Below are 22,794 nucleotides of genomic sequence, written 5' to 3' on the forward strand. Positions count from 1 at the left end.
TAAACCATCTTGAAATCTCATCTAAGCATGTGTTCCATCACAAAAAGACTAATTAAAAGATTGTCCACAACGACAAAGATAAGTTGTATCTTTTGCTTCAAATTTTTCTCCTTCTTGGTAATTGACAGAAATTCCTTGCTGATTTGGAATGATAAACTGCTGAACAATTTTAGGTTTTCCGTGCAAGATATAAGGTCCATTTTCTGTGATTTCTATATAGATACCATCTGTATTTTGACTTGTTCCTATTTGAATATTTAACTTGTTTTGATCATCCATAATTGTAGATTTAGACTGATATTTACTACAATTTAAAAACTATTTTGGTTAGAATGAGTTTAAATTTTGTGCAGTAATTGATTATAATTTAATAGATAAACGTTGTTGTTTTTACATAGGATTTAGAATGTTTTGATTACTTTTATTTGAAAATAATGATTATGCCAACAATTCAACTCAAACATACAGAAATTAAACATCACAATGCTTTGTTATATCATTTACCAGAAGATCAAATTTCTTTTACAGCCTTACCTAGCGAGACTTTTGAGCGTTTGAAATTACGCACAGATGGACATGCAAAACCAATTACAATTTTGTTAGATGATGAACCAATTGGTTTTTTTGTGTTAGACTATGGTGACGATAAATTGGAGATGACGAATAATACGAATTCGTTGTTGTTGCGTTCTTTATCAATAAACCCTGAGTTTCAAGGAAAAGGTTACGGAAAAATTTCGATGAGTTTGATGGATGATTTTGTAAAAGATAATTTTCCTACAATTGATGAATTGGTTTTAGCGGTTAATTTCAAAAATAAATCAGCATATGATTTGTATCTAAAAGTTGGTTATATAGATGATGGTTCTCAACGAGAATGGTTCAATGGAATGCAACATTTATTGAGAAAGAAAATTTAATTGTTAAACTTTATCCTTTTCCAAGCGACAACTTGCACACCTTCTGAATAATGCATTAAATCTGGTCTCGAATCGATGAAAAATAAACACCAGATTTTCCATTTTTTGTGAGATACGTTCTCAAATTAATTTCGTCAAAATCAGAAGTAGGAGAGAGTGCAGGCAAAAAACGAGGTCGAATTTTTTCCATTGTAAATGCGATAATTGAAACCCAAGCAGCATCATTTATTTCATCAATTTCTAAATCTTTTGGAACTAATTCTCTCAAAATTTCTTTGTCAATTTTGTAATGAAAAAATAATACTCTGTTCCATTCTTGATAATATTTCCATCGTTTTGTTGGATCATTCCAACCACGATGATTTGTTTCGGCTAAAATTTGTTTGATCGTATATTTCACTTAAAACCTTGTTAAACTTATGGTTGAAGGTGCAAAATCTATTGTGAAATAAAGAAAATTGTAGTTACTTCGCATACCAATTTTTATCATATGAAAAACTTGTTTTATATCTTCGTGATTAGTTTTTTAACGTCATGTGCAGCAATACATAATGTGCCAACTTCTCAGAATCCAAATAATTTTATTCAACCGAATACAACAAGTTCTTTTGTGGATCAAAATGGGAATTTTTACCCAGATAATTGGTTGAAATCATATGGTAAACCTCCTAGAAATGCAAGTCGTAGAGATTATTCGTTGATGAAAATTGCGACTGAAAACAACTTTCAAAATCAATTAACTTCTTATGAAAGTTTGCGTTTAAAAAATATCGAAAAAAGAGTTAAAAATAAGAAACGTGTCATCATTTTTGTGCATGGAATTGATAATGATTATTTGTTTAGCCTGAAAAATTACAATAGAGCCAAAACTTATATGAATATTAATTCTTCGAATGATGAGGTGATTAATTTTTATTGGGATGGATTGGTGAACGAGAGTCTTTTTGGTACTGCAAAAGTTTGGGTAAGTGCAACGACAAATAGCCAAATGGCGGGTGTTTTTGGGCTTCGTAGAATTTTGAATGTCATTCATAACAAAGATGTTTATTTGATTTCGCATAGTCGTGGGGCATCGGTTGTTTTGAGCTCGTTGGTGAATCCTTCGTTGCGTGAAAGTGAGATAAAACGTGCTGAAACTGCGCATCATGTCGATTTTACGAATGCAGAAACTTTGTTAGAAAATAATAATAAAATTTACAGCATTATGTTGGCACCTGCGATTGGAAAAGTTGATTTCACATTGGATAATAATCAATTAAAAACCTTTACACCTCAGTTAAAACGCATGCATATCACGATAAATAATACGGATTATGTATTAGGGAAAGGAAAGATTGGGGTTTTATCTCGAAGTTTGATTGCGACAGATTTTGGTTACAAAAAAGATTTATATGATGAGCTTTCTAAAAATTATACATTCTTAGAAGAAACAGATTTTTCTGGACAAGATTCGCACGAATTTAGAGAATATATCACTAATTCGAAGTTTGTTACTATTCTGAAAGAATTCAAGTTGGCGAAATAAAGCGAAATGCGAACTTCGAATCTCGAAATGCGAGATTCGAAAATCATTTCTTAAATTCAATCACTTCCAAATTTTCAATTTTTCCTTTATTCAACTCAAACCGTAACATTGTACGAACTTTCTGAAAACCGTGTTTACCAACTGCGCCAGGGTTCATGTGAATTAACCCTAATTGTTTATCAGGCATTACTTTTAGAATGTGTGAATGTCCACAAATAAATAATTTTGGAGGATTTTCTGTGATTTCTTTTCGTATTGTAGGATTATATTTTCCTGGATAACCGCCAATATGTGTAATCCAAACATCAACACCTTCTAACGTAAATCTGTTGTTGAGCGGAAATTCTGCGCGAGCTTTATTATCATCAATATTTCCATAAACAGCACGCAAAGGTTTTATTTCAGCCAATTTATCGGTTACAGAAATATCGCCAATATCGCCAGCATGCCAAATTTCGTCTGCTTGTTGCGCATATTCCAAAATTCTATCGTCGATATAAGAATGCGTGTCCGAAAGTAAAAGAATTTTCTTCAAAAGGTTGTATTTTTGTTGCTCAAATTTACAACAATTGCGATATTTTTTAGAATTAGCATACAACGGGAAAAATTATTTTGGTTATCAAATTCAACCCAATCAAATTTCGGTTCAAGAAGTTATTGAAGATAGATTGTCTAAAATCTTAAGAAAAGAAATTTCGATTGTCGGAGCAGGGCGTACAGATTCTGGTGTTCATGCGAAAAAGATGTTTATTCATTTTGATTATGAAGAAGAATTATCGGTTGATATAATCAAAAAGTTAAATTCTTTTTTACCAAAGGATATAGCTGCTTATCGTTTATTTTTGATGGATGATGAAGCGCATGCGCGTTTTGATGCAACTTCGCGTTCGTACAATTATTTTATTTCGCCTTTCAAAGATCCTTTTGCGTTTGATAGCGCTTGGATTTTTAATAGAGAATTGAATATTGAAAAAATGAATGAAGCAGCAAAATTGTTAATTAAGCAAGGAGATTTCGGAAGTTTTGCTAAATTACATACCGATGTGAAAACAAATATTTGTGATGTAAGAGAAGCGTTTTGGCGAAAAAATGAAAATGGTCAATTGATTTTTCAGATCACAGCCGATCGTTTTTTACGAAATATGGTGCGTGCAATTGTTGGAACATTGGTTGAAGTTGGATTAGGAAAAATTTCTATCCAGGATTTTGAAGAAATTATTGAGCAGAAACAACGTTCTTCTGCAGGAGCTTCGGCGCCAGCGCAAGGATTGTATTTGGTGGATGTTCAGTATCCAAAAGAATTATTTAAAAATGAGTTCAAATAATGAGAATACATCGTTTGATTTTAATGGATTAAAACGTGTTTTGCAAATCGGAGCGCAAAGCAAAGTGATGTTTTGGTCGGTGGTTTTTGTAGCGGTTTTTAGTGCGTGTTTTTCTGTTTATCGTCCGTATTTAACGGGAAATATCATCGACGATTATATTCAGACAAAAGATTTACCAGGGCTTCAAATGCAAATCGTGAAACTATCTTTGGTGTTAGTTTTCGAAGGAATTTTGTCTTTTTTTATGGTTTATTTAGCGAATGTTGTTGCACAACGAGTTATCCGTTTATTACGCGTTCGTTTGTATAATCATTTGATCAAATTCAAGCTTGGTTACTTCGATAAAACGCCAAATGGAGTTTTGGTAACACGTTCAGTTTCTGATATTGAAACGATTGCTGAGGTTTTCAATGACGGAATTTTAGTGATGTTGGGCGATGTACTAAAAATCATTTTCATCGTTGTTGTGATGTATTGGATGAACTGGGTTTTAGCAACGGTTGTGATTGTGATTCTTCCATTGATGATGATTATTACACGATTATTTCAAAAAGCATTGAAAAATGTTTACCAAGAAGAACGTACAATTGTAGCGAAGCTGAATACGTTTGTGCAAGAACGATTAACAGGAATGAATATTATTCAGGTTTTTAATCGTCAGCAAGCAGAATACAATAAATTCGTTTCGATTAATAATGATTTAAAGAAAAATTATCTAAAAACAGTTTTCTATTTTTCATTAATGTTTCCTGTTGTCGATATTATTTCGGCTTTAGCAACAGGAAGTTTGATTTGGTTTGGAGGATTGAGAACTGCTGTTTATGGAGATGTTTCTGTCGGAGATTTGATTGCTTTTACACAATATGTTACGTTGTTAACTGCGCCAATGCGTGCAATTGCAGAACGTTTCAATACCATTCAGCGTGGTTTGGTAGGAGCAGATCGTGTGTTCAAAATTATTGATGATGATCAAACGTTGCCAGATAATGGAACAATAAAATTGGATCATGTAAAAGGTAAAATCGATTTTGAAAATGTGAAGTTTTCTTATGTTCCGAATAATTTAGTATTGAAAGGAATTTCTTTTTCGACAAAACCAGGAGAAAAAATTGCAATTGTAGGTGCGACAGGAGCAGGAAAATCCACAATTATTAATTTATTGAGTCGTTTTTATGACATCGATTCTGGAACAATTAAAATAGATGATGTGAATATTCATGATATGGAATTGAAGAATTTACGTCAACACGTTGCGGTTGTTTTGCAGGATGTTTTCTTGTTTAATACAACGATTTACGACAATATTGTTTTAGGAAATAAAGATATTTCGTTGGAAGAAGTACAAAATGCTGCGAAAATTATTGGAATTGATAATTTTATCATGTCACTACCAAAAGGCTATTACAGTGAGGTAAGCGAGCGTGGTTCGACACTTTCTGTAGGTCAACGTCAATTGATTTCGTTTTTGAGAGCATATATTTATAATCCAGAGATTTTGGTGTTGGATGAGGCAACTTCTTCTATTGATACAGAGTCGGAAGAATTGATACAAAAAGCAACGGATAAACTAACACAAGGTAGAACTTCTATCATTATTGCACATCGTTTGGCGACGATTCAAAATGCAGATAAAATTATTGTGATGGATAGTGGAATGATTGTTGAGCAAGGTACACATAGCGAATTGTTGGATCAAAAAGGTTATTACGCCAATTTGTATGAAGTTCAATTTTCGAAAGAAAATTGAAAAATTAACAAAAATAAATCGTTAGATTTGTTTATATTCAACAATCAATAATATTAACTTTAAAACTCTAATTAAAATGAAAAAATTATTTTTAGCCGCTGCAGTATTAGGTGTGGTTTCTTTATCTTCTTGTAAATCTGAAAAAGAAAAAGTAGATGCAAAAGTAGAAAACACACAAGAAAATGTAGCAAATACAGTAGAAGACCAAGTAGAAGCTGGTAAAGAGACAATGGATAAAATTGCTGATGTAGCAAAAGATTTACCAACTTTCTCTGATCCAAAAATTACTGAATTTGTTGGAAAATACAACAAATGGGCTGCTGACATGAAATTAGCTGCAACTGCTGGTGATGCAAATAAATTAGCTGAATTGACAAAACAATCAGTAGATTTTCAAAAAGAATTACAAGGTTTTACTCAAACATTGAAACCAGAAGATGCTAAAAAATTACAAGATTGGACAGCTGAAATTCAGAAACAATTAAACAAATAATTAAATTTATATTTAATGATAAGCTCGAATTTATTCGGGCTTTTTTTATGGATTAAATTATGATTTAAGATATAGATTGATAATATAATAATGTATATCTTTATCACAAAAATTTATAGATATCAATTTTTATATATGACATTAGTACAATTACAATATGTGCTGGCAGTGGCTGAGCATAAGAACTTTACAATTGCTGCTGATAAATCCTTTGTAACTCAACCAACATTGAGTATGCAGATTCAGAAATTGGAAAAAGAATTGAATATTGATATTTTCGATAGAACATCGCATCCAATCAAAATCACTCAAATTGGAGAGAAAATTGTTGCGCAAGCAAAAACAATTTTAATGGAAGCTAACCGTATGAAACACTTGGTAAACGAAGAAAAAGGTTTATTAGAAGGTGATTTCATTATTGGTGTTATTCCTACTGTTTTACCTTCTTTGGTACCATTATTTTATAAAACATTTCAGAAAAATAATCCGAAATCAAATCTTATTATCAAAGAATTGCAAACGGATAAAATTATAAAAGGAATAAAAGATGGTTCGTTGGATTTTGGAATTGTGGTTTCGCCACTTTTCGAGGATCAAATTATCGAAAAACCGCTTTATTATGAGCCATTGGTAGCTTATGTACCAAACGGGCATCGATTATCTGACAAAGATAAAATCAATGAAGATGATCTAAACACTTCTGATTTATTAATCTTGCAAGAAGGACATTGTTTCAGAAATAATGTGTTGGCTTTATGTGACACTTCTAATCTGAAAAATCGTCCGATTAAGTTAGATTCAGGAAGTTTTGAAGCTTTAGTTAAATTAGCAAACGATGGATACGGAATGACTTTGTTGCCTGCTTTGGTTGCAGATGATTTACCACAAGAATATAAAAAATTTGTCAAAAACTTTGAGTCGCCAGTTCCAACGCGAGAAGTTTCGTTGATTTTTCATCAATCTCAATTAAGAGATTCTTTCGAAAAAGAATTAATTAATACAATTCAAAGTATTTTGAGAGGAAAAATATTCTTAGAAAAAGATCAAAAATTAGATTCGAATATGGTTTCTTTACCTAAAAAATAACATAAAAAAAACGACTCAAAATTTAATTTTGAGTCGTTTTTTTTATGTCTTCAAATTTCCTTTAAGGAACTATTGTTGTAAATAAATATGTGGCAAAAAGTGTTAATAAGACAATTCCTTGCTGAATATTTGTTCGACCAGAATTTAATGATAAATAAACGGTGAACAAGGATAATACTAATAAGATAGATGACTTTGCATCTATTCCTAATGTGACTTCTAATCCTGTGAAATAACAAACAATTGCTACCGCAGGAATTGTTAAACCAATTGATGCTAAGGCCGAACCTAAAGCTAAGTTGAGACTTGTTTGTAAACGGTCTTGTTTTGCGGCTTTATATGCGGCTAAACCTTCTGGTAATAAGATAACTCCGGCAATTATAATTCCCACCAATGATTTTGGAGCGCCTAAATCCATCACAATTGTTTCGATGGTTGGCGATAATTTTTTTGATAACAAAACAACTGCACACAAAGCAACTAATAATAAAACCAAACTAGAAATTGTTGTAAGTAAATTTGGTTTTTCAACATGCAATTCTGATGTCACATTATCTTTGCTACTTTGTGGTAAGAAATAATCACGGTGACGAATGGTTTGGACAGAAATAAATCCGCCATATAAAATCAACGAAATAATTGCGACAAAAATTAATTGACTTGTCGAAAATTCTCCTCCTTTTTCTGAAGTTAAAAAATTAGGTAAAACTAAGGTTAATATAGATATTGCAACTAAAGTAATTAAAGCAGTTGAAACACCTTGTTTGATGAAATTTTGTTCTCTATAACGAACTCCTCCAGCCAATAAACAGATTCCGATAATTCCGGTAAGAATGATCATTACAGCAGCAAAAACGGTATCTCTTGCCAAAACAGAAGGGAAGCCGGTAGGTTCGGACATCATTAATGAAACAATTAGCGAAACTTCTATAACTGTAATAGCTAAAGCCAATATAATGGTTCCGAAAGGTTCTCCAACTTTATGCGCTACAACTTCTGCGTGATGTACAGCTGATAAAACGGCTGAAATTAAAATGATTCCTAAGACTCCAGAAAACCACATCTGATCTTTAAATCCTTCGGCTATAGTTAGTGAAAATATGGCAAGAATGGGACAGATAATTGTCCAGTAGGGTAAAGCTAAATTGAATTTTTTTGAAAGAAAATTATCTACGTGCATTAATTATGAGGTTTTGGATTTTTACAAATTTAATAAATAATATTGATAATTATTATGCATAATTATCATAAATAATAATAATTATAACATTTAATTATCATAAATATTAATAGTTATTTCAATAATTGAGTAAAAATAACCTTTTTAACTAATGATTATCATACCTCTACTATCAATAAACGATTAAATTTGCAAAATGTTAAACGTATCTGACGAAAAGTTAAAAAAATGGTTTAGCACATCATGTGTGTGGGAAACGATAAGTTGTACGCTCTTATTTTTGGTCGCAATGCCAATTAAATATCAATTCGATTATGTGTTGCCAATGCCATTTGCCGGTTGTTTTCACGGTTTTTGGTTTACAGCTTACTTGATTTTACTTTTTAGAGTCAGAAGAATATATAAATGGGATGACGAAGACTTTATCATTTATGTGATGTACGCATTTATTCCGTTTGCAACTTTAGCGGTACATAAAGTAATAAAAGAGGATAAAAATAATAGATAAATAAAAAAAAACGGTTTCTTTTTGAAACCGTTTTTTAATACCCATATATTTTACGCCATTTAGCTACAGTATTTCGACTGATTTTAAACTTATCAGCAGTAAAAGTATTGGTGTAATTATTTTTTTGCTGAATTTTTAAAATCTCTAAAACAGAATTCAAATCATAAGATTTAATTTTGTGGTAGGAATTTTTTATTCAATTATGAATAGTGTTTTTAGGGATATTGTATTCATTAGAAATTTCTTTTTTTCTTCAGTGTATAAATTCTAAAAAAAAATCATATTTCAACAACTTCGACCATTTTAATAAATCGTCTGTTTGTATGCTTTTACTTAACTATTGAGCATTAATTTCTTTTTCAGAATAAGTTTTGAAGAAGCCCTTGATACGGGATATATCAATTCCAAGTTCGTCGACTCTTTTTTTGATTAAAGAGCCTATGTGAATATCTTTCATAGGTAAGTAGGTTTTGAGTAATTGTAAATATAGTAAATCGAAATCAGTATTCCTATTAATTATCTCAAAAATAGAATGATTTTATGTACAAAAAGATCGTTTCGTTATATAGAATTTATTTTATAAATTTATGCGACTAAATTAAGTATAATGATTATTCAACCAAGAACAAGAGGTTTTATTTGCATTACGACTCATCCTGAGGGAACTGCAAAAAATGTTCACAATCAAATTGAGTACGTAAAATCAAAAAATATTTCAGCCGAAGGACCAAAAAAGGTATTGGTAATTGGAGCTTCGACAGGTTTTGGTCTGTCATCTCGTATTACAGCTGCTTTCGGATATAATGCTGCAACAATAGGTGTTTTCTTCGAAAAACCTGCTGCGCCAAGAAAACCGGGGACTGCGGGTTGGTACAACACAGCTGCTTTTGAGAAAGAAGCGCAAAAAGCTGGTTTGTATGCAAAAAGTATTAATGGAGATGCTTTTTCTGATGAGATTAAACAACAAACGATTGATTTAATCAAACAAGATTTAGGTCAAGTAGATTTAGTGGTTTACAGTTTAGCTTCGCCACGTCGTACACACCCAAAAACAGGTGTTGCGTATTCATCAGTTCTTAAACCAATTGGTGAGCCATTTACAAATAAAACAGTAGATTTTCATACAGCAGAAGTAACAGATATTACAATTGATCCGATTGAATCTCAAGAAGAAATTGATAATACAATTGCTGTAATGGGAGGTGAAGATTGGAAATTTTGGATGGAAGATTTGAAAGCTGCTGGTGTTTTAGCTGAAGGTGTAAAAACTGTTGCTTATTCTTACATCGGGCCAGAATTGACTCATAGAATCTACAAAGATGGATCGATTGGTATGGCTAAAAACGATTTAGAAAAAACGGTTCCAGTTATCAACGAATTATTGTCAGATTTGAATGGTGTTTCTTACGTTTCTGTAAACAAAGCTTTGGTAACACAGTCTAGTTCTGCTATTCCAGTTGTGCCATTATATATTTCGTTATTGTACAAAGTAATGAAAGCAAAAGGAATTCATGAAGGTACAATCGAGCAAATGCAACGTTTGTTTGCAGAGCGCTTGTATACTGCAAACGGAGAAGTTCCTTTGGACGAAAATGGACGTATTCGTATCGATGATTTAGAAATGCGCGAAGATGTACAAAAAGAAGTAGATGATTTATGGAAAATTGTAACTTCTGAGAACATCAAAGAAATTTCTGATATCAAAGGTTATCATGATGAATTCTTACAATTGTTTGGATTTAGTTTTGATGAAATCGATTATGATGCTGATACAAACGAATTGGTTTCAGTTCCAAGTATTGCAGAATAAGAAGATCATTTCAATAAAATAATACAAAACCTCGAAAATTATTTTCGAGGTTTTTTTGTCTCAATAAAATAAGTAAAAAATAATTTTATTCGTATTTATTTAATTTATTGGATTTAGTTTTATTAAAATATGATTTAATTTTTATGAATAATTTAAAGTTGCGTTTTAATATTAATTTCTAATTATATTATTCGTAAATATTAAGTTTTTCTATAGAAATATATCCAAAAAAAATAAAATTTATTTTTCGAATTTTAAAAATATATCTGAAACACTTTACATTTCGTCAAGTTTTAATACATGTATTTTTATGTCAATTTGGAAAATTAAACCATTAGCGAAGTTAATAGAAGATTCGCAAGAAACGGAAGGTGGTTTAAAAAGATCTCTCTCTTCGGGAGCCTTAGTTGCTTTGGGTATTGGCGCTATCATCGGTGCTGGATTATTTAGTTTAACAGGTATTGCAGCGGCAGATCATGCAGGTCCCGCAGTTACTTTATCGTTTGTTTTAGCCGCGGTTGGTTGTGCTTTTGCAGGTCTTTGTTATGCCGAATTTGCCTCGATGATTCCTGTTGCAGGAAGCGCTTACACGTATTCTTATGCAACAATGGGTGAGTTTATAGCTTGGATTATTGGTTGGGATTTGGTGTTAGAATATGCTTTGGCAGCGGCAACCGTAAGTGTGAGTTGGTCGGCATACGTCGATAAATTTTTACAAGGAATTAATATTCATTTACCTCAAGAATTATTGCATGCTCCAGCCGATGGAGGAATGGTTAATTTACCAGCAATATTTATTGTGTGTTTATTGTCTTTAGTACTTATTAGAGGGACGAAAGAGTCTGCTATTATCAATAATATTCTTGTTATTTTAAAAGTTACAGTTGTAATTGTTTTTATCATTTTGGGTTGGAGTCATATCAATCCAGAAAATCATATTCCATTTATTCCTAAAAATATTCCAGGAACTCAATTCGGAGGAATGCCAGGAATTGCAGCAGGAGCAGCAGTTGTTTTCTTTGCTTTTGTTGGATTTGATGCGGTTTCTACTGCGGCACAAGAAGCTAAAAATCCACAGAAAGGAATGCCGATTGGTATTTTGGGATCGTTGGTTATTTGTACCATTTTGTACGTATTATTTTCGTGGGTAATGACAGGTTTGGTACCATACGAAACCTTTAAGGGGGATGCGTCACCAGCAGCGACAGCATTTGCAGTAACAGGTTATACATTTTTACAAAGTGTATTGATTTTAGCAATTATCGCAGGCTATACATCGGTTATATTAGTGATGTTATTAGGACAAAGTCGCGTATTTTATAGCATGAGTAATGACGGATTGTTACCTTCTTTCTTTTCAGATGTACACAAAAAGTTTCGTACACCTTGGAAAACCAATGTATTCTTTTTAGTCTTTGTGAGCATTTTTGCTGGTTTTGTACCAATCAAAGATTTAGGTCATATGGTAAGTATCGGAACTTTATTTGCCTTTACTTTAGTTTGTATTGGAATTATTGTGATGCGTAAAAAAATGCCAAATGCCGAACGTAAATTTAAAGTTCCATTTGTTCCATTTGTTCCAATTTTGGGAATTATTGTTTGTGTTTATTTAATGACTTCATTAACAATGGAAAGTTGGTGGCGACTTTTAATTTGGTTAGTGATCGGAATTTGTATTTACTTTTTCTACGGAAAACAACATAGTAAGGTTGATGGTTAGAAAATCATCATTTTGAGTTTTTTAGAAATCCTTTGTCTTTTTAGACGAAGGATTTTTTTACAATTGATAAATATAAAAACTCTAGAGATGGTTTGAAATTTTATTACATACTAGAAAAACATGCTTATTATTAAAATTAACTAAATAATTATTTCAAATCTATATGCATAAAAACAATACCTTCGTTGTTCACAAGTAATAAGAATGCATTCAATTTTAATCATAGACGATGAAACAAAAATCAGAACTCTCCTAGCTCGAATTCTCGAATTAGAAGGTTTTGAAATACATCAAGCTGAAGATTTAAAATCAGGCCTTAAGAAAATTAAAACACTTTCTCCTGAGGTTGTTTTATGTGATGTAAAATTACCTGATGGTAATGGTGTTGAGTTTGCAAAAGAAGTCAAAGAAAAATTTCCTTTGATAGAAATTATTCTGCTTACAGCTTACGGAAATATTCCTGACGGCGTTCAAGCCATTAAAAACGGAGCATTTGATTATATTACAAAAGGGGATGATAACAATCGTATTTTACCTTTGTTGTATAGAGCTTTGGATCGTGTGAAATATAATAAAGAGAATGAAATTTCTCAAGAAACAACATCAACAAAATTAGACAGTAATTTATTATTGGGTAAATCTCCAATTTTTGAACAAGCTTTACAATTAGCTCAAAAAGTTGCACCAACGAATGCTACCGTTCTTTTAACTGGAGAAACAGGAACTGGAAAAGAAGTTTTTGCAACAGCTATACATCAATCAAGTTTGAGAAAAAACCAAAATTTTGTTGCAATTAATTGTTCGGCTTTTAGTAAAGACTTATTAGAAAGTGAATTATTTGGTCATAAAGCAGGTGCATTTACAGGCGCAATGAAAGATCAGAAAGGTTTGTTTGAAGAAGCACATTTAGGAACTATTTTTTTAGATGAAATTGGCGAAATGGCCTTGGATTTACAAGCAAAATTGTTGCGAGTTTTAGAATCAGGTGAGTTTATTAAAATCGGCGAAACAAAACCTACAAAAGTTGATGTACGAATTATTGCAGCCACTAACCGAAATTTGGAAAAGGAAATTGCAAACGGAACATTTCGAGAAGATTTATTTTATCGAATTTCTGTGTTTCATATCGAGTTACCTTCTTTACGTGAACGCGTTTCGGATATCGAACTAATCGTGAATCAGTTTATAAAACACTTCAATCAATATTATCAAAAAAATATAAAATCTATTAATCAAGAAGCTTTACTTTTTCTTAAAAAATATTCGTGGCCGGGAAATATTCGTGAATTAAAAAATACGATCGAACGTGCTATTATTTTGTCGGAAAATGAAGAACTTTCTACAAATGATTTTCCTTCATTTATTCAAACAAGCGAAATTGATCAGAACGAAAATTCATTAGAATTAGCTTTAATGGAAAAAAAACATATTCAGAAAGTTTTAAAATTTACAAAAGGTAACAAAACAAAAACGGCAGAATTATTAGGTATTGGCCTAACAACGCTTTATCGAAAAATAGCCGAATATGAACTGAATTAAAATAAAATACTTTATCATAATGAAAATAAACCCTTCCATTTTGGAAGGGTTTTTTATTTGAGTAAAAATCTATAAAAACATAACGTATTGATTTTGTTTTGTCTAATTAATTCTAATTGCTTTGGCATTTTGATTGGCTTATGTAGAGAAATTTAAAAATCTACAAAATGAAAATGAAACAAACGATTTCATTAGATGAAGTCAAAGAACTTAAAAGTAAAGTACTGCAAAACATTTTAGATAATAATCCAGCACGTGTAAAACAGCTATGTTATAGTGTAGGAAAATTGTTTTCAAAAACAAATGATTTGGGTAAAACATACATCAATAATCTGTTTATACTACCCGTTACTTTGATGATTGAAGCGGATTTCAAAAACCGAAAACAATTTTTGAATTTGTTTCCAATGAATTTGAAATCAGAATATGTTAAACAAATTTATCATTCAGGAATATGATAACAATTGTATTACTATTAGCTGGGATTTTATGTTTTGGAGTATTCTTCAAATCCATTGACTTTTTTGATAATATCTAATCCATTCATTATGATTTTCTTATTAATCATCGCCATTGCCTTGTTTGTATACTTGGTATATGTGCTATTAAAACCCGAAAAATTTTAAACTTAATTATTCGTAAAAATGAATTCAGAAATATTTGGCGTTATCGTACAATTTTTAGTTGCGATCGCTCTTTCCATTCCGTTAGGAAATTATATTGCACGTGTTTATCTCAATAAACCAACTTTTTTAGACCGATTAATTTCCCCAATAGAAAAGTTGTTATTCAAAATATCAGGTATCAATTCGGAGGAACAGATGAATTGGAAACAACATTTAAGTGCATTATTAACGATTAACTTGATTTGGTTTATCATTGGATTTATCCTATTAATGACACAAGGTCTGTTGCCTTTTAATCCAGATAAAAATCCAAGTATGAGTCCTGATTTGGCTTTCAATACGATTATTTCGTTTGTAGTGAATTGTAATTTACAACACTATTCAGGAGAAACAGGCGTAAGTTATTTAGCGCAATTATGGCTGATGTTTTTACAATTTGTGAGTGCAGCAACCGGTATGGCAGCAGCAGTTACATTATTTGAAGCCTTTCGACAAAAAACAACGACAACTTTAGGTAATTTTTATACTTATTTCATCAAATCGATTACGCGTATTTTATTGCCATTATGTGTAATTGTATCATCAATCTTAATTTTTCAAGGAACTCCAATGACATTTGAAGGAAAAGATGAAATGATGACTTTAGAAGGAAATAAAGTGGAAGTTTCTCGAGGACCTGCAGCAGCTTTTATAGCCATAAAACATTTAGGAACAAATGGCGGAGGATTCTTTGGTACCAACTCTGCACACCCATTCGAAAATCCAACATATATAAGTAATATGACGGAAATGATTGCACAAATGCTGATTCCGTTGGCGATGTTATTTGCATTTGGCGTTTATACTAATCGCAGAAAATTTGCTTGGATGATGTTTGGTGTCATGACTGTTGGCTTTCTATGTTTAACGATTCCGAATGTTTACATGGAATCGCAAGGAAATCCAATGATTGAAAGACTCGGTATTGATAATTCATTAGGTGCAATGGAAGGTAAAGAAGTTCGAATTGGTTCTGCCGCTTCAGGATTTTGGAGCATCGCAACAACCGTTATTTCTACAGGTTCAGTCAATTCTATGCACGATAGTACAATGCCATTATCTGGGATGAATGAACTGTTAGCTATGATGATCAACAGTGTTTATGGAGGTGTAGGAGTTGGTATTTTAAACTTCTTTGTATTTGTAATTTTAGCGGTATTTATTAGTGGATTGATGGTTGGTAGAACACCTGAAATTTTTGGAAAAAAAATAGAAGCCAAAGAAATGAAAATCGCCATGATGATTACCCTTTTACATCCATTCTTGATTTTAGTAGGAACAGCTTTGGCTGCTGGAATACCAAGTGAAACACTATCAACCTTAAACAACTCCTCGTATCATGGATTTAGTGAAATGTTATATGAATTTACTTCATCTGCTGCAAACAACGGTTCTGGTTTTGAAGGATTAGGAGACAACACTCCATTTTGGAATATTGCAACTGGTTTTGTATTAATTTTAGGACGATTCTTACCTATAATTGGTCCTGTTGCAATTGCTGGATTATTAGCAAAAAAACATTTTGTTCCAGAAGGTTCAGGAACTTTAGCAACCGATACAGCAACTTTTGGAAGTATTGTTTTTGCCATCATCTTAATTGTTGCAGCCTTAGCATTTTTTCCAGCTTTAACCTTAGGTCCCATTGCTGATTATTTTTCAACTCCAAAATTTTAGAAAATGACACGAGAAAATAAAACCAATTTATTTGAAAAAACATTGGTACAAACAGCCTTCAAAGAAGCTTTCATCAAACTAAATCCAGCAACTTTATATAAAAACCCTGTCATGTTTGCTGTAGAAATTGGTACTGCAATTATGTTAGGAGTTTGCTTTTGGATTCTTTTAGGTGAAACATCTCAAGGTAGTTTTGGGTATAATTTTTCAATTTTCATCTTACTTCTTTTTACATTATTATTTGCCAATTTTGCTGAAGCAATTGCTGAAGCAAGAGGAAAAGCTCAAGCTGATAGTTTACGTAAAACGCGAGAAGAAACGCCTGCTAAATTAGAAAATGGTGAAATCATTTCGTCTTCTGCTCTAATCAAAGATATGATTTTTATCTGTGAAGCTGGAGATATAATTCCAACCGATGGTGAAATTATAGAAGGTTTAGCAACGATCGACGAAAGTGCTATTACAGGAGAAAGTGCACCTGTAATTCGTGAAGCTGGAGGCGATAAAAGTTCGGTTACTGGAGGAACAAAAGTTCTTTCGGATCGAATTAAAGTCAAAGTTACGACACAACCAGGAGAAAGTTTTTTAGATAAAATGATTGCATTAGTTGAAGGTGCAAATCGTCAGAAATCTCCAAATGAAATTGCTTTAACCATTTTATTAGCTGCTTTTACATTAGTATTTGTCATTGTTATGGTTACCCTAAAACCTTTCGCTGATTATGCAAATGTTCCCATTACCATTGGCGCTTTAATCTCATTATTTGTATGTTTAATTCCAACCACTATTGGAGGTTTATTATCCGCAATCGGAATTGCTGGAATGGACAGAGCTTTGCGCGCAAATGTCATTACAAAAAGTGGAAAAGCAGTAGAAACAGCAGGCGATATAGATGTTTTATTATTGGATAAAACAGGAACCATTACAATCGGAAATCGTAAAGCAACAGCTTTATATCCTGCAATTGGAATAGAAATGGAAGCTTTAGAAAAAGCAGCAGTGCTTAGTTCGATGAGTGATGAAACTCCTGAAGGAAAATCAATTGTAGAATTAGTTCAGATAGATCCATTAAAATACGCAATTCAACATCCTATTTTCATCAATTTTAGCGCAGAAACACGTTGTTCAGGAATTGATTTTGATCAAATCCGTATTCGAAAAGGAGCTCTAGATGCTATCAAAAATTTGGTTGAAAATGCTGGAAATACTTTTCCAAACGAAATTCAAATGAAAGCCAATGAGATTGCTCAAAATGGAGGAACACCTTTAGTTGTTTCTCAAAATGAACAAGTTTTAGGAGTGATCGAATTACAAGATATTATCAAAACTGGAATTCAAGAACGCTTTACTCGTTTACGTAAAATGGGAATCAAAACGGTTATGGTAACAGGTGATAATCCTATGACTGCAAAATTTATCGCAGAAAAAGCAGGTGTAGATGATTTTATTGCGGAAGCAAAACCGGAGGATAAAATGAATTACATCAAAAAAGAACAAACCGAAGGTCGTTTGGTTGCGATGATGGGCGATGGTACAAATGACGCTCCTGCTCTAGCGCAAGCTAATGTTGGTGTAGCCATGAACAGTGGTACGCAAGCAGCAAAAGAAGCCGGAAATATGGTGGATTTAGATAATGATCCAACCAAATTAATTGAAGTTGTTGAAATTGGAAAACAATTATTAATGACGCGTGGAACCTTAACAACCTTTAGTATTGCCAACGATGTCGCAAAATATTTTGCCATCATACCCGCTTTATTTATTACAGCAATTCCAGCCTTACAAGGATTGAATATCATGAATTTACATAGTCCCGAAACCGCTATTTTATCAGCTGTTATTTTCAATGCGATCATTATTCCTTTCTTGATTCCATTAGCATTAAAAGGTGTTCCATACAAACCAATTGGAGCAAGTGCACTTTTGAGAAGAAATTTATTGATTTATGGAATTGGAGGAATCATCGTTCCATTTATCGGGATAAAACTAATCGACATCTTTATTTCCATATTTTTTTAATTAATGTAATGAGCTGTTTTGAACAAGTTCAATATTCTATTAATAAAATTCAAAACAGCAATTTTTAAAACTAATACAAAATGAAACAAAATAGTATAAAAGCAATTTTACTAACATTTAGCTTAATGCTCCTTTTAATGGTACTATATCCGTTAGCTATGTGGGGAATTGCTCAACTTTCTCCAAATCAAGGAAAAGGTTTTTTAGTTGCCGATAAAAACAATCAGCATTATTACGAAAATATTGGACAATCATTTTCAAAAGATCATTATTTCTGGGGACGACCATCGGCTGTAGATTACAATGCAGCAGGTTCTGGTGCAAGTAACAAAGGATCAAATAATGAAGAATATTTGCAAGAAGTTGAAAAACGCTTAAATGATTTTCTTCAAAAAAATCCAACAGTAAAAAAAGAAGACGTTCCTGTAGATTTAATTACGGCTAGCGGAAGTGGTTTAGATCCTAATATTTCAGTTCAAGGAGCAATTGTACAAGTTGATCGAATTGCAAAAACTCGAGGTTTAGATCACGAAAAAGTAAAAGAATTGATTGATAACCAAATTGAAAAACCTTTATTAGGAAGTTTAGGTCCTGATAAAATCAATGTCTTAAAACTGAATATCGAATTGGATAAATTATCGAAATAATGAAAAAAATACTTGCTTTTGGTTCTTTTATTTTGGGTTTAAATATTCAAGCTCAAAACGATTCTATTCAGAAATTAAAACTTTCTGGTTATGCAGAAGTTTATTATACCTACGATTTTAATCAACCAAAAAACAATCAGCTTCCTAATTATTTGTATTCGTTTAATCGACACAATGAGGCGAATTTAAACTTCGGAACAATTCAATTGCAATACACTGATGAACGAGTTCGAGGAAATCTTGCTTTAATGGCAGGAACTTATACGCAATCAAATCTTGCTGCAGAACCTGATGGTTTAAGAAATATTTACGAAGCAAATATCGGTGTCAAACTTTCAAAGAATAAAAACTTGTGGATAGATGCAGGTATTATGCCTTCTCACATTGGATTTGAAAGTGCGATTGGTGCTAATGTTGCAACACTTACACGAAGTATTCAGGCAGAGAATTCACCGTATTTTTCAACTGGTGTTAAGCTGAGTTATATTTCGCCAAATAACAAATGGGCAATGAGTTTGCATTATTTAAATGGTTGGCAACGTATCAAGCGTCTTGATGGTAATTCTACACCAGCTTTTGGACATCAAATTACTTACACACCAAATGAAAAATTTTCGATCAACAGCAGCTCGTTTATTGGTAGCGATACTCCTGATTCTTTGCGTCAAATGCGTTATTTTCATCATCTTTATGCTGTTTTTAAACCTATTAAAAAGCTTTCAATAACCGCAGGTTTTGATATTGGTGCACAACAAAAATCGAAAGGATCAGACAGTTATAATATTTGGTACAGTCCTATTTTAGTTGGGCAATATACATTCAATGAAAAATGGTCTGCAACTGCACGTGCCGAATATTATGCTGATGAGAAAGGTGTAATAATCTCAACTGATTCACAGAATGGTTTCAAAACAGTTGGCTTTTCTTTGAATTTAGATCATTATTTTACAAATAATTTGATGTGGAGAACAGAAATTAGAAATTTTTCGAGTAAAGATGATATCTATTTTCGAAATGATAAAAATGTATCAAATGAAACATTTTTCACAACTTCTTTAGCATTAAAACTATAAATGGAAAAAGAAACACAACATACAGCAGAAGACTTTCTTGCCTTGATTCGGAAATCGAAACGAGGCAAGTTTAAGGTATATATTGGAATGTGCGCTGGCGTTGGAAAATCGTATCGTATGTTGCAAGAAGCACACGAATTGCAAAAAAATAAGATCGATGTAAAAATTGGATATATCGAAACCCATAAACGTGTCGAAACAGAAAATCTTGTTATAGGATTAACGATAATTCCACGAAAAATAATTTACTACAAAGGTAAATCTGTCGAAGAAATGGATTTGGAAGAAATTTTAAGACAAAGACCCGAAATTGTTATTGTGGATGAATTGGCACATTCTAATGTTTTTGGAAGCAAACATGCAAAACGTTGGCAAGATGTTATTGAAATTTTAGATGCTGGTATCAATGTTATTTCTGCTGTAAATATTCAACATTTAGAAAGTTTGAATAATAGTATTTCTGAAATTACAACAATTGACGTTTCGGAAAGAATTCCTGATATAATTTTGGAACAAGCAGATGAAATTGTAAATATAGATTTAACCGCAGATGATTTAATTGAACGATTAAAAACAGGAAAAATTTACCCGAAAGATAAAATTCAAACGGCTTTAAACAACTTTTTTATTCCTTCAAATATTTTACAATTGCGTGAATTAGCTTTAAAAGAAGTTGCTTCACATGTAGAAAAAAAGGTTGAAACCGAATATGTATCATCTGTTTATGCAAAACCGTCGCGTTTTTTGGCATGCATTAGTAGCAATGATAAAAATGCCAAAACTGTTATTCGAAAAACCGCTCGTTTGGCTGGATATTATAATTCACGTTGGTTTGTATTGTACGTAGAAACGCCAAAAGAACATCCTAATAAAATTGCTTTGGACAAACAACGACATCTCATCAATAATTTAAAATTAGCTACAGAATTAGGTGCTGAAATTATTAAAGTAAAGAATCAACGAGTTTCTACAGCTATCATTCAACAAATTGAATTGCGTAATATTACCACTGTTTGCTTGGGAAAACCAAAGTTAAATTTAATCCAGATTATTTTGGCTACGAATGTATTTAATCAATTACTAAAAAAACTATCTTCGTTACATGTTGATGTGATTATTTTATCAAAATGAGAATTAAAACTAAACTTCGCTTAGGATTAGGCTTGCTGTTTTTATTGATTGTATTATTGGCAGCTGTAGCAACTAGGTCTATTTATTCATTGAAAAATGATACACAAAATATTTTGCATGATAATTACAACTCGTTGATTTATGCAAAAAGTATGATGCGAAATTTAAATGATGCGGAAAACTTTAATTCCAAATCGTTTGAAAAGCAATTAGCAAATCAAGAATTAAACGCAACAGAACAAGGTGAAAAAGAATTGAATCAACAGATTCGAGATAAATTTGATGCTTATAAAGAAGGAAATCATTCTCCAGAACTATTAAAAGATGTTAGAATTTCGCTTTTAGAAATGATGGAAATGAATATGCAAGCCATAGAAATTAAAAGTGAATTTGCTGAAAAGACCGCTAATCAAGCCATTTTATTAATCATTTTCACAGGTATCGCATGTATTTTTATAGCCTTTAATTCTTTAATGAAGATTCCGTCTAATATTGCAAATCCTATTCAAAAATTGACGAATAGTATCAAGGAAATTGCTTCGAATAATTACAAAGAACGCGTGTATTTAGACAAAAAAGATGAATTTGGCGATTTAGCACAATCTTTTAACACCATGGCTTATAAATTAGAAGAATACAACGAAAGTCATTTAGCAACTATTCTAAAACAAAAAACAAGAATGGAAACGTTGATTAATAATATGCACGATGTTGTAATTGGTTTGGATGAACAAATGCAAGTAATTTTCGCGAATAATGAAGCTGTAAAAGTAACAGGATTATCTGCTAAACAAATGGTAAATAAGGCAGGTAAAGATTTGGCTTTGCACAATGATTTGATTCGATTGTTATTGCAAAATATCGAAACAGAAATTATAAAAGACGAAAAACCTTTGCAAATTGTAGTGGATGAAAAAGAACAATTTTTTACCAAAGAAATTTTTCACATCGAAATAATTCCAACAGGAGAAACGATAAAACAAGTTGTTGGGCATGTGATTATTCTTAGAAACATTACCGAATTTAAAGAACTAGATGCAGCCAAAACACGATTTATTGCTACAGTTTCGCATGAATTTAAAACGCCTATTTCATCTATGGAAATGAGTTTGCAATTGCTTCGAAATAAGCAAATAGGAACATTAAACGAAGAACAAAATGATTTGGTAACTAGTATTGACGATGATGTACATCGTTTATTGCGAATAACAAAAGAATTACTCAACTTAACACAGATAGAAAGTGGTACAATTCAAATGAATAAAACAGAAGTTTTCCCTATCGAAATTGTAGAAAATGCAGTTAAAGCCAATCAAACTTTAGCTGAACAAAAGCATTTAATCATAGAAACGAATATTCCAAATCATTTAGAATCTATAAAAGTTGATCTTGAAAAAACAGCTTGGGTTTTATCAAATCTAATCTCAAATGCAATACATTATTCTCACGAAAATGCTCGAATTTGGATTACTATTGAACAAACAACAACCGAAACATCTTTCAAAGTTAAAGACGAAGGAATTGGGATTCCAACCGAATTTTTACCCAAAGTTTTCGACCGTTATTTTCGTGTACCAGGCACTCACAAAGAAGGTACAGGTTTGGGCTTGGCTATTAGCAAAGAATTTATCGAAGCTCAAAAAGGAACGTTGGATGTATTTAGCGAATATGGCGTTGGAAGCGAATTCGTGATGAGGTTATCACAAAAAGAATATTCATAAAATCTATTCTT

General features: G+C 31.9%; 21 protein-coding genes. 17 read left to right on the forward strand and 4 right to left on the reverse strand.

Going from position 1 to position 22,794, the window contains the following annotated elements:
* Positions 1-48: 48 nt before the first annotated feature.
* Positions 49-279, reverse strand: a complete 231-nt coding sequence (locus N5D46_RS12035) for a CDGSH iron-sulfur domain-containing protein (RefSeq protein ID WP_280037543.1) — start codon at positions 277-279, stop codon at positions 49-51.
* A gap of 161 nt (positions 280-440) precedes the next feature.
* Between N5D46_RS12035 and N5D46_RS12040 the strand changes: the two genes are divergently transcribed.
* Entirely contained in the window at positions 441-920 is a 480-nt protein-coding gene (locus N5D46_RS12040) for a GNAT family N-acetyltransferase (RefSeq protein WP_219034554.1), read from the forward strand.
* A gap of 55 nt (positions 921-975) precedes the next feature.
* Here N5D46_RS12040 and N5D46_RS12045 read toward each other — a convergent pair whose 3' ends face one another.
* On the reverse strand, positions 976-1,320 hold the full coding sequence (locus tag N5D46_RS12045) for a DUF2071 domain-containing protein (RefSeq protein ID WP_280050088.1): 345 nt from the start codon (positions 1,318-1,320) through the stop codon (positions 976-978).
* Between the two features lie 90 nt (positions 1,321-1,410).
* Here N5D46_RS12045 and N5D46_RS12050 point away from each other — a divergent pair, with 90 nt between their 5' ends.
* Positions 1,411-2,445: an alpha/beta hydrolase gene (locus N5D46_RS12050; RefSeq protein WP_125350163.1), complete on the forward strand. Its 1,035-nt coding sequence runs from the start codon at positions 1,411-1,413 to the stop codon at positions 2,443-2,445.
* A 43-nt stretch (positions 2,446-2,488) separates the two neighbouring features.
* Here the strand turns inward: N5D46_RS12050 and N5D46_RS12055 are convergent, their stop codons facing one another.
* Positions 2,489-2,980 carry a metallophosphoesterase family protein gene (locus N5D46_RS12055; protein WP_125350164.1) on the reverse strand — a complete coding sequence of 164 codons (492 nt, stop codon included), beginning with the start codon at positions 2,978-2,980 and terminating at the stop codon, positions 2,489-2,491.
* Positions 2,981-3,014: 34 nt separating this feature from the next.
* Between N5D46_RS12055 and truA the strand changes: the two genes are divergently transcribed.
* The 4 genes from truA (at position 3,015) to N5D46_RS12075 (ending at position 7,096) form a co-directional block, all read left to right on the forward strand.
* Positions 3,015-3,770 carry a tRNA pseudouridine(38-40) synthase TruA gene (gene truA / locus N5D46_RS12060; protein WP_280050089.1) on the forward strand — a complete coding sequence of 252 codons (756 nt, stop codon included), beginning with the start codon at positions 3,015-3,017 and terminating at the stop codon, positions 3,768-3,770.
* Entirely contained in the window at positions 3,757-5,517 is a 1,761-nt protein-coding gene (locus tag N5D46_RS12065) for an ABC transporter ATP-binding protein (protein WP_280050090.1), read from the forward strand. Before truA ends, N5D46_RS12065 begins: the two co-directional genes overlap by 14 nt.
* A gap of 76 nt (positions 5,518-5,593) precedes the next feature.
* Positions 5,594-6,010, forward strand: a complete 417-nt coding sequence (locus N5D46_RS12070) for a hypothetical protein (RefSeq protein WP_219034549.1) — start codon at positions 5,594-5,596, stop codon at positions 6,008-6,010.
* 135 nt (positions 6,011-6,145) lie between these two features.
* Positions 6,146-7,096 (forward strand): LysR substrate-binding domain-containing protein, encoded by a 951-nt coding sequence (locus N5D46_RS12075; protein WP_038333906.1) that lies wholly within the window; start codon positions 6,146-6,148, stop codon positions 7,094-7,096.
* A gap of 61 nt (positions 7,097-7,157) precedes the next feature.
* On the opposite strand, the gene N5D46_RS12080 is transcribed toward N5D46_RS12075, so the two are convergent.
* Entirely contained in the window at positions 7,158-8,276 is a 1,119-nt protein-coding gene (locus tag N5D46_RS12080) for an ionic transporter y4hA (RefSeq protein WP_038333912.1), read from the reverse strand.
* 196 nt (positions 8,277-8,472) lie between these two features.
* On the opposite strand from N5D46_RS12080, the gene N5D46_RS12085 reads away from it, so the two are divergent.
* The 11 genes from N5D46_RS12085 (at position 8,473) to N5D46_RS12135 (ending at position 22,783) form a co-directional block, all read left to right on the forward strand.
* The gene (locus N5D46_RS12085) at positions 8,473-8,784 is read left to right on the forward strand and encodes a DUF3817 domain-containing protein (RefSeq protein WP_038333915.1); all 312 of its coding nucleotides are present in this window, start codon (positions 8,473-8,475) and stop codon (positions 8,782-8,784) included.
* A 607-nt stretch (positions 8,785-9,391) separates the two neighbouring features.
* Positions 9,392-10,594 carry an enoyl-ACP reductase FabV gene (fabV, locus tag N5D46_RS12090; RefSeq protein ID WP_114999270.1) on the forward strand — a complete coding sequence of 401 codons (1,203 nt, stop codon included), beginning with the start codon at positions 9,392-9,394 and terminating at the stop codon, positions 10,592-10,594.
* A 310-nt stretch (positions 10,595-10,904) separates the two neighbouring features.
* Entirely contained in the window at positions 10,905-12,314 is a 1,410-nt protein-coding gene (locus tag N5D46_RS12095; RefSeq protein ID WP_280050091.1) for an amino acid permease, read from the forward strand.
* A 204-nt stretch (positions 12,315-12,518) separates the two neighbouring features.
* Positions 12,519-13,853, forward strand: coding sequence for a sigma-54 dependent transcriptional regulator (locus N5D46_RS12100; protein ID WP_114999272.1), 1,335 nt, complete (start codon positions 12,519-12,521; stop codon positions 13,851-13,853).
* A gap of 167 nt (positions 13,854-14,020) precedes the next feature.
* Positions 14,021-14,311, forward strand: coding sequence for a hypothetical protein (locus tag N5D46_RS12105; RefSeq protein ID WP_114999274.1), 291 nt, complete (start codon positions 14,021-14,023; stop codon positions 14,309-14,311).
* A 186-nt stretch (positions 14,312-14,497) separates the two neighbouring features.
* Entirely contained in the window at positions 14,498-16,192 is a 1,695-nt protein-coding gene (gene kdpA / locus N5D46_RS12110) for a potassium-transporting ATPase subunit KdpA (protein ID WP_114999277.1), read from the forward strand.
* 3 nt (positions 16,193-16,195) lie between these two features.
* Entirely contained in the window at positions 16,196-18,211 is a 2,016-nt protein-coding gene (kdpB, locus tag N5D46_RS12115) for a potassium-transporting ATPase subunit KdpB (RefSeq protein WP_114999279.1), read from the forward strand.
* 80 nt (positions 18,212-18,291) lie between these two features.
* Complete coding sequence (gene kdpC, locus N5D46_RS12120) at positions 18,292-18,858, forward strand: potassium-transporting ATPase subunit KdpC (RefSeq protein ID WP_280050092.1); 567 nt, start codon at positions 18,292-18,294, stop codon at positions 18,856-18,858.
* Positions 18,858-19,931 (forward strand): porin, encoded by a 1,074-nt coding sequence (locus N5D46_RS12125; RefSeq protein ID WP_280050093.1) that lies wholly within the window; start codon positions 18,858-18,860, stop codon positions 19,929-19,931. Before kdpC ends, N5D46_RS12125 begins: the two co-directional genes overlap by 1 nt.
* Positions 19,932-21,062 (forward strand): sensor protein KdpD, encoded by a 1,131-nt coding sequence (locus N5D46_RS12130; RefSeq protein WP_280050094.1) that lies wholly within the window; start codon positions 19,932-19,934, stop codon positions 21,060-21,062.
* Positions 21,059-22,783 carry an ATP-binding protein gene (locus N5D46_RS12135; RefSeq protein WP_280050095.1) on the forward strand — a complete coding sequence of 575 codons (1,725 nt, stop codon included), beginning with the start codon at positions 21,059-21,061 and terminating at the stop codon, positions 22,781-22,783. The genes N5D46_RS12130 and N5D46_RS12135 overlap by 4 nt, the downstream gene beginning before the upstream one ends.
* The last annotated feature ends 11 nt before the right edge of the window (positions 22,784-22,794 follow it).

The sequence above is a fragment of the Empedobacter sp. GD03865 genome, from assembly GCF_029840775.1.
Taxonomy (GTDB): Bacteria; Bacteroidota; Bacteroidia; order Flavobacteriales; family Weeksellaceae; genus Empedobacter; species Empedobacter falsenii_B.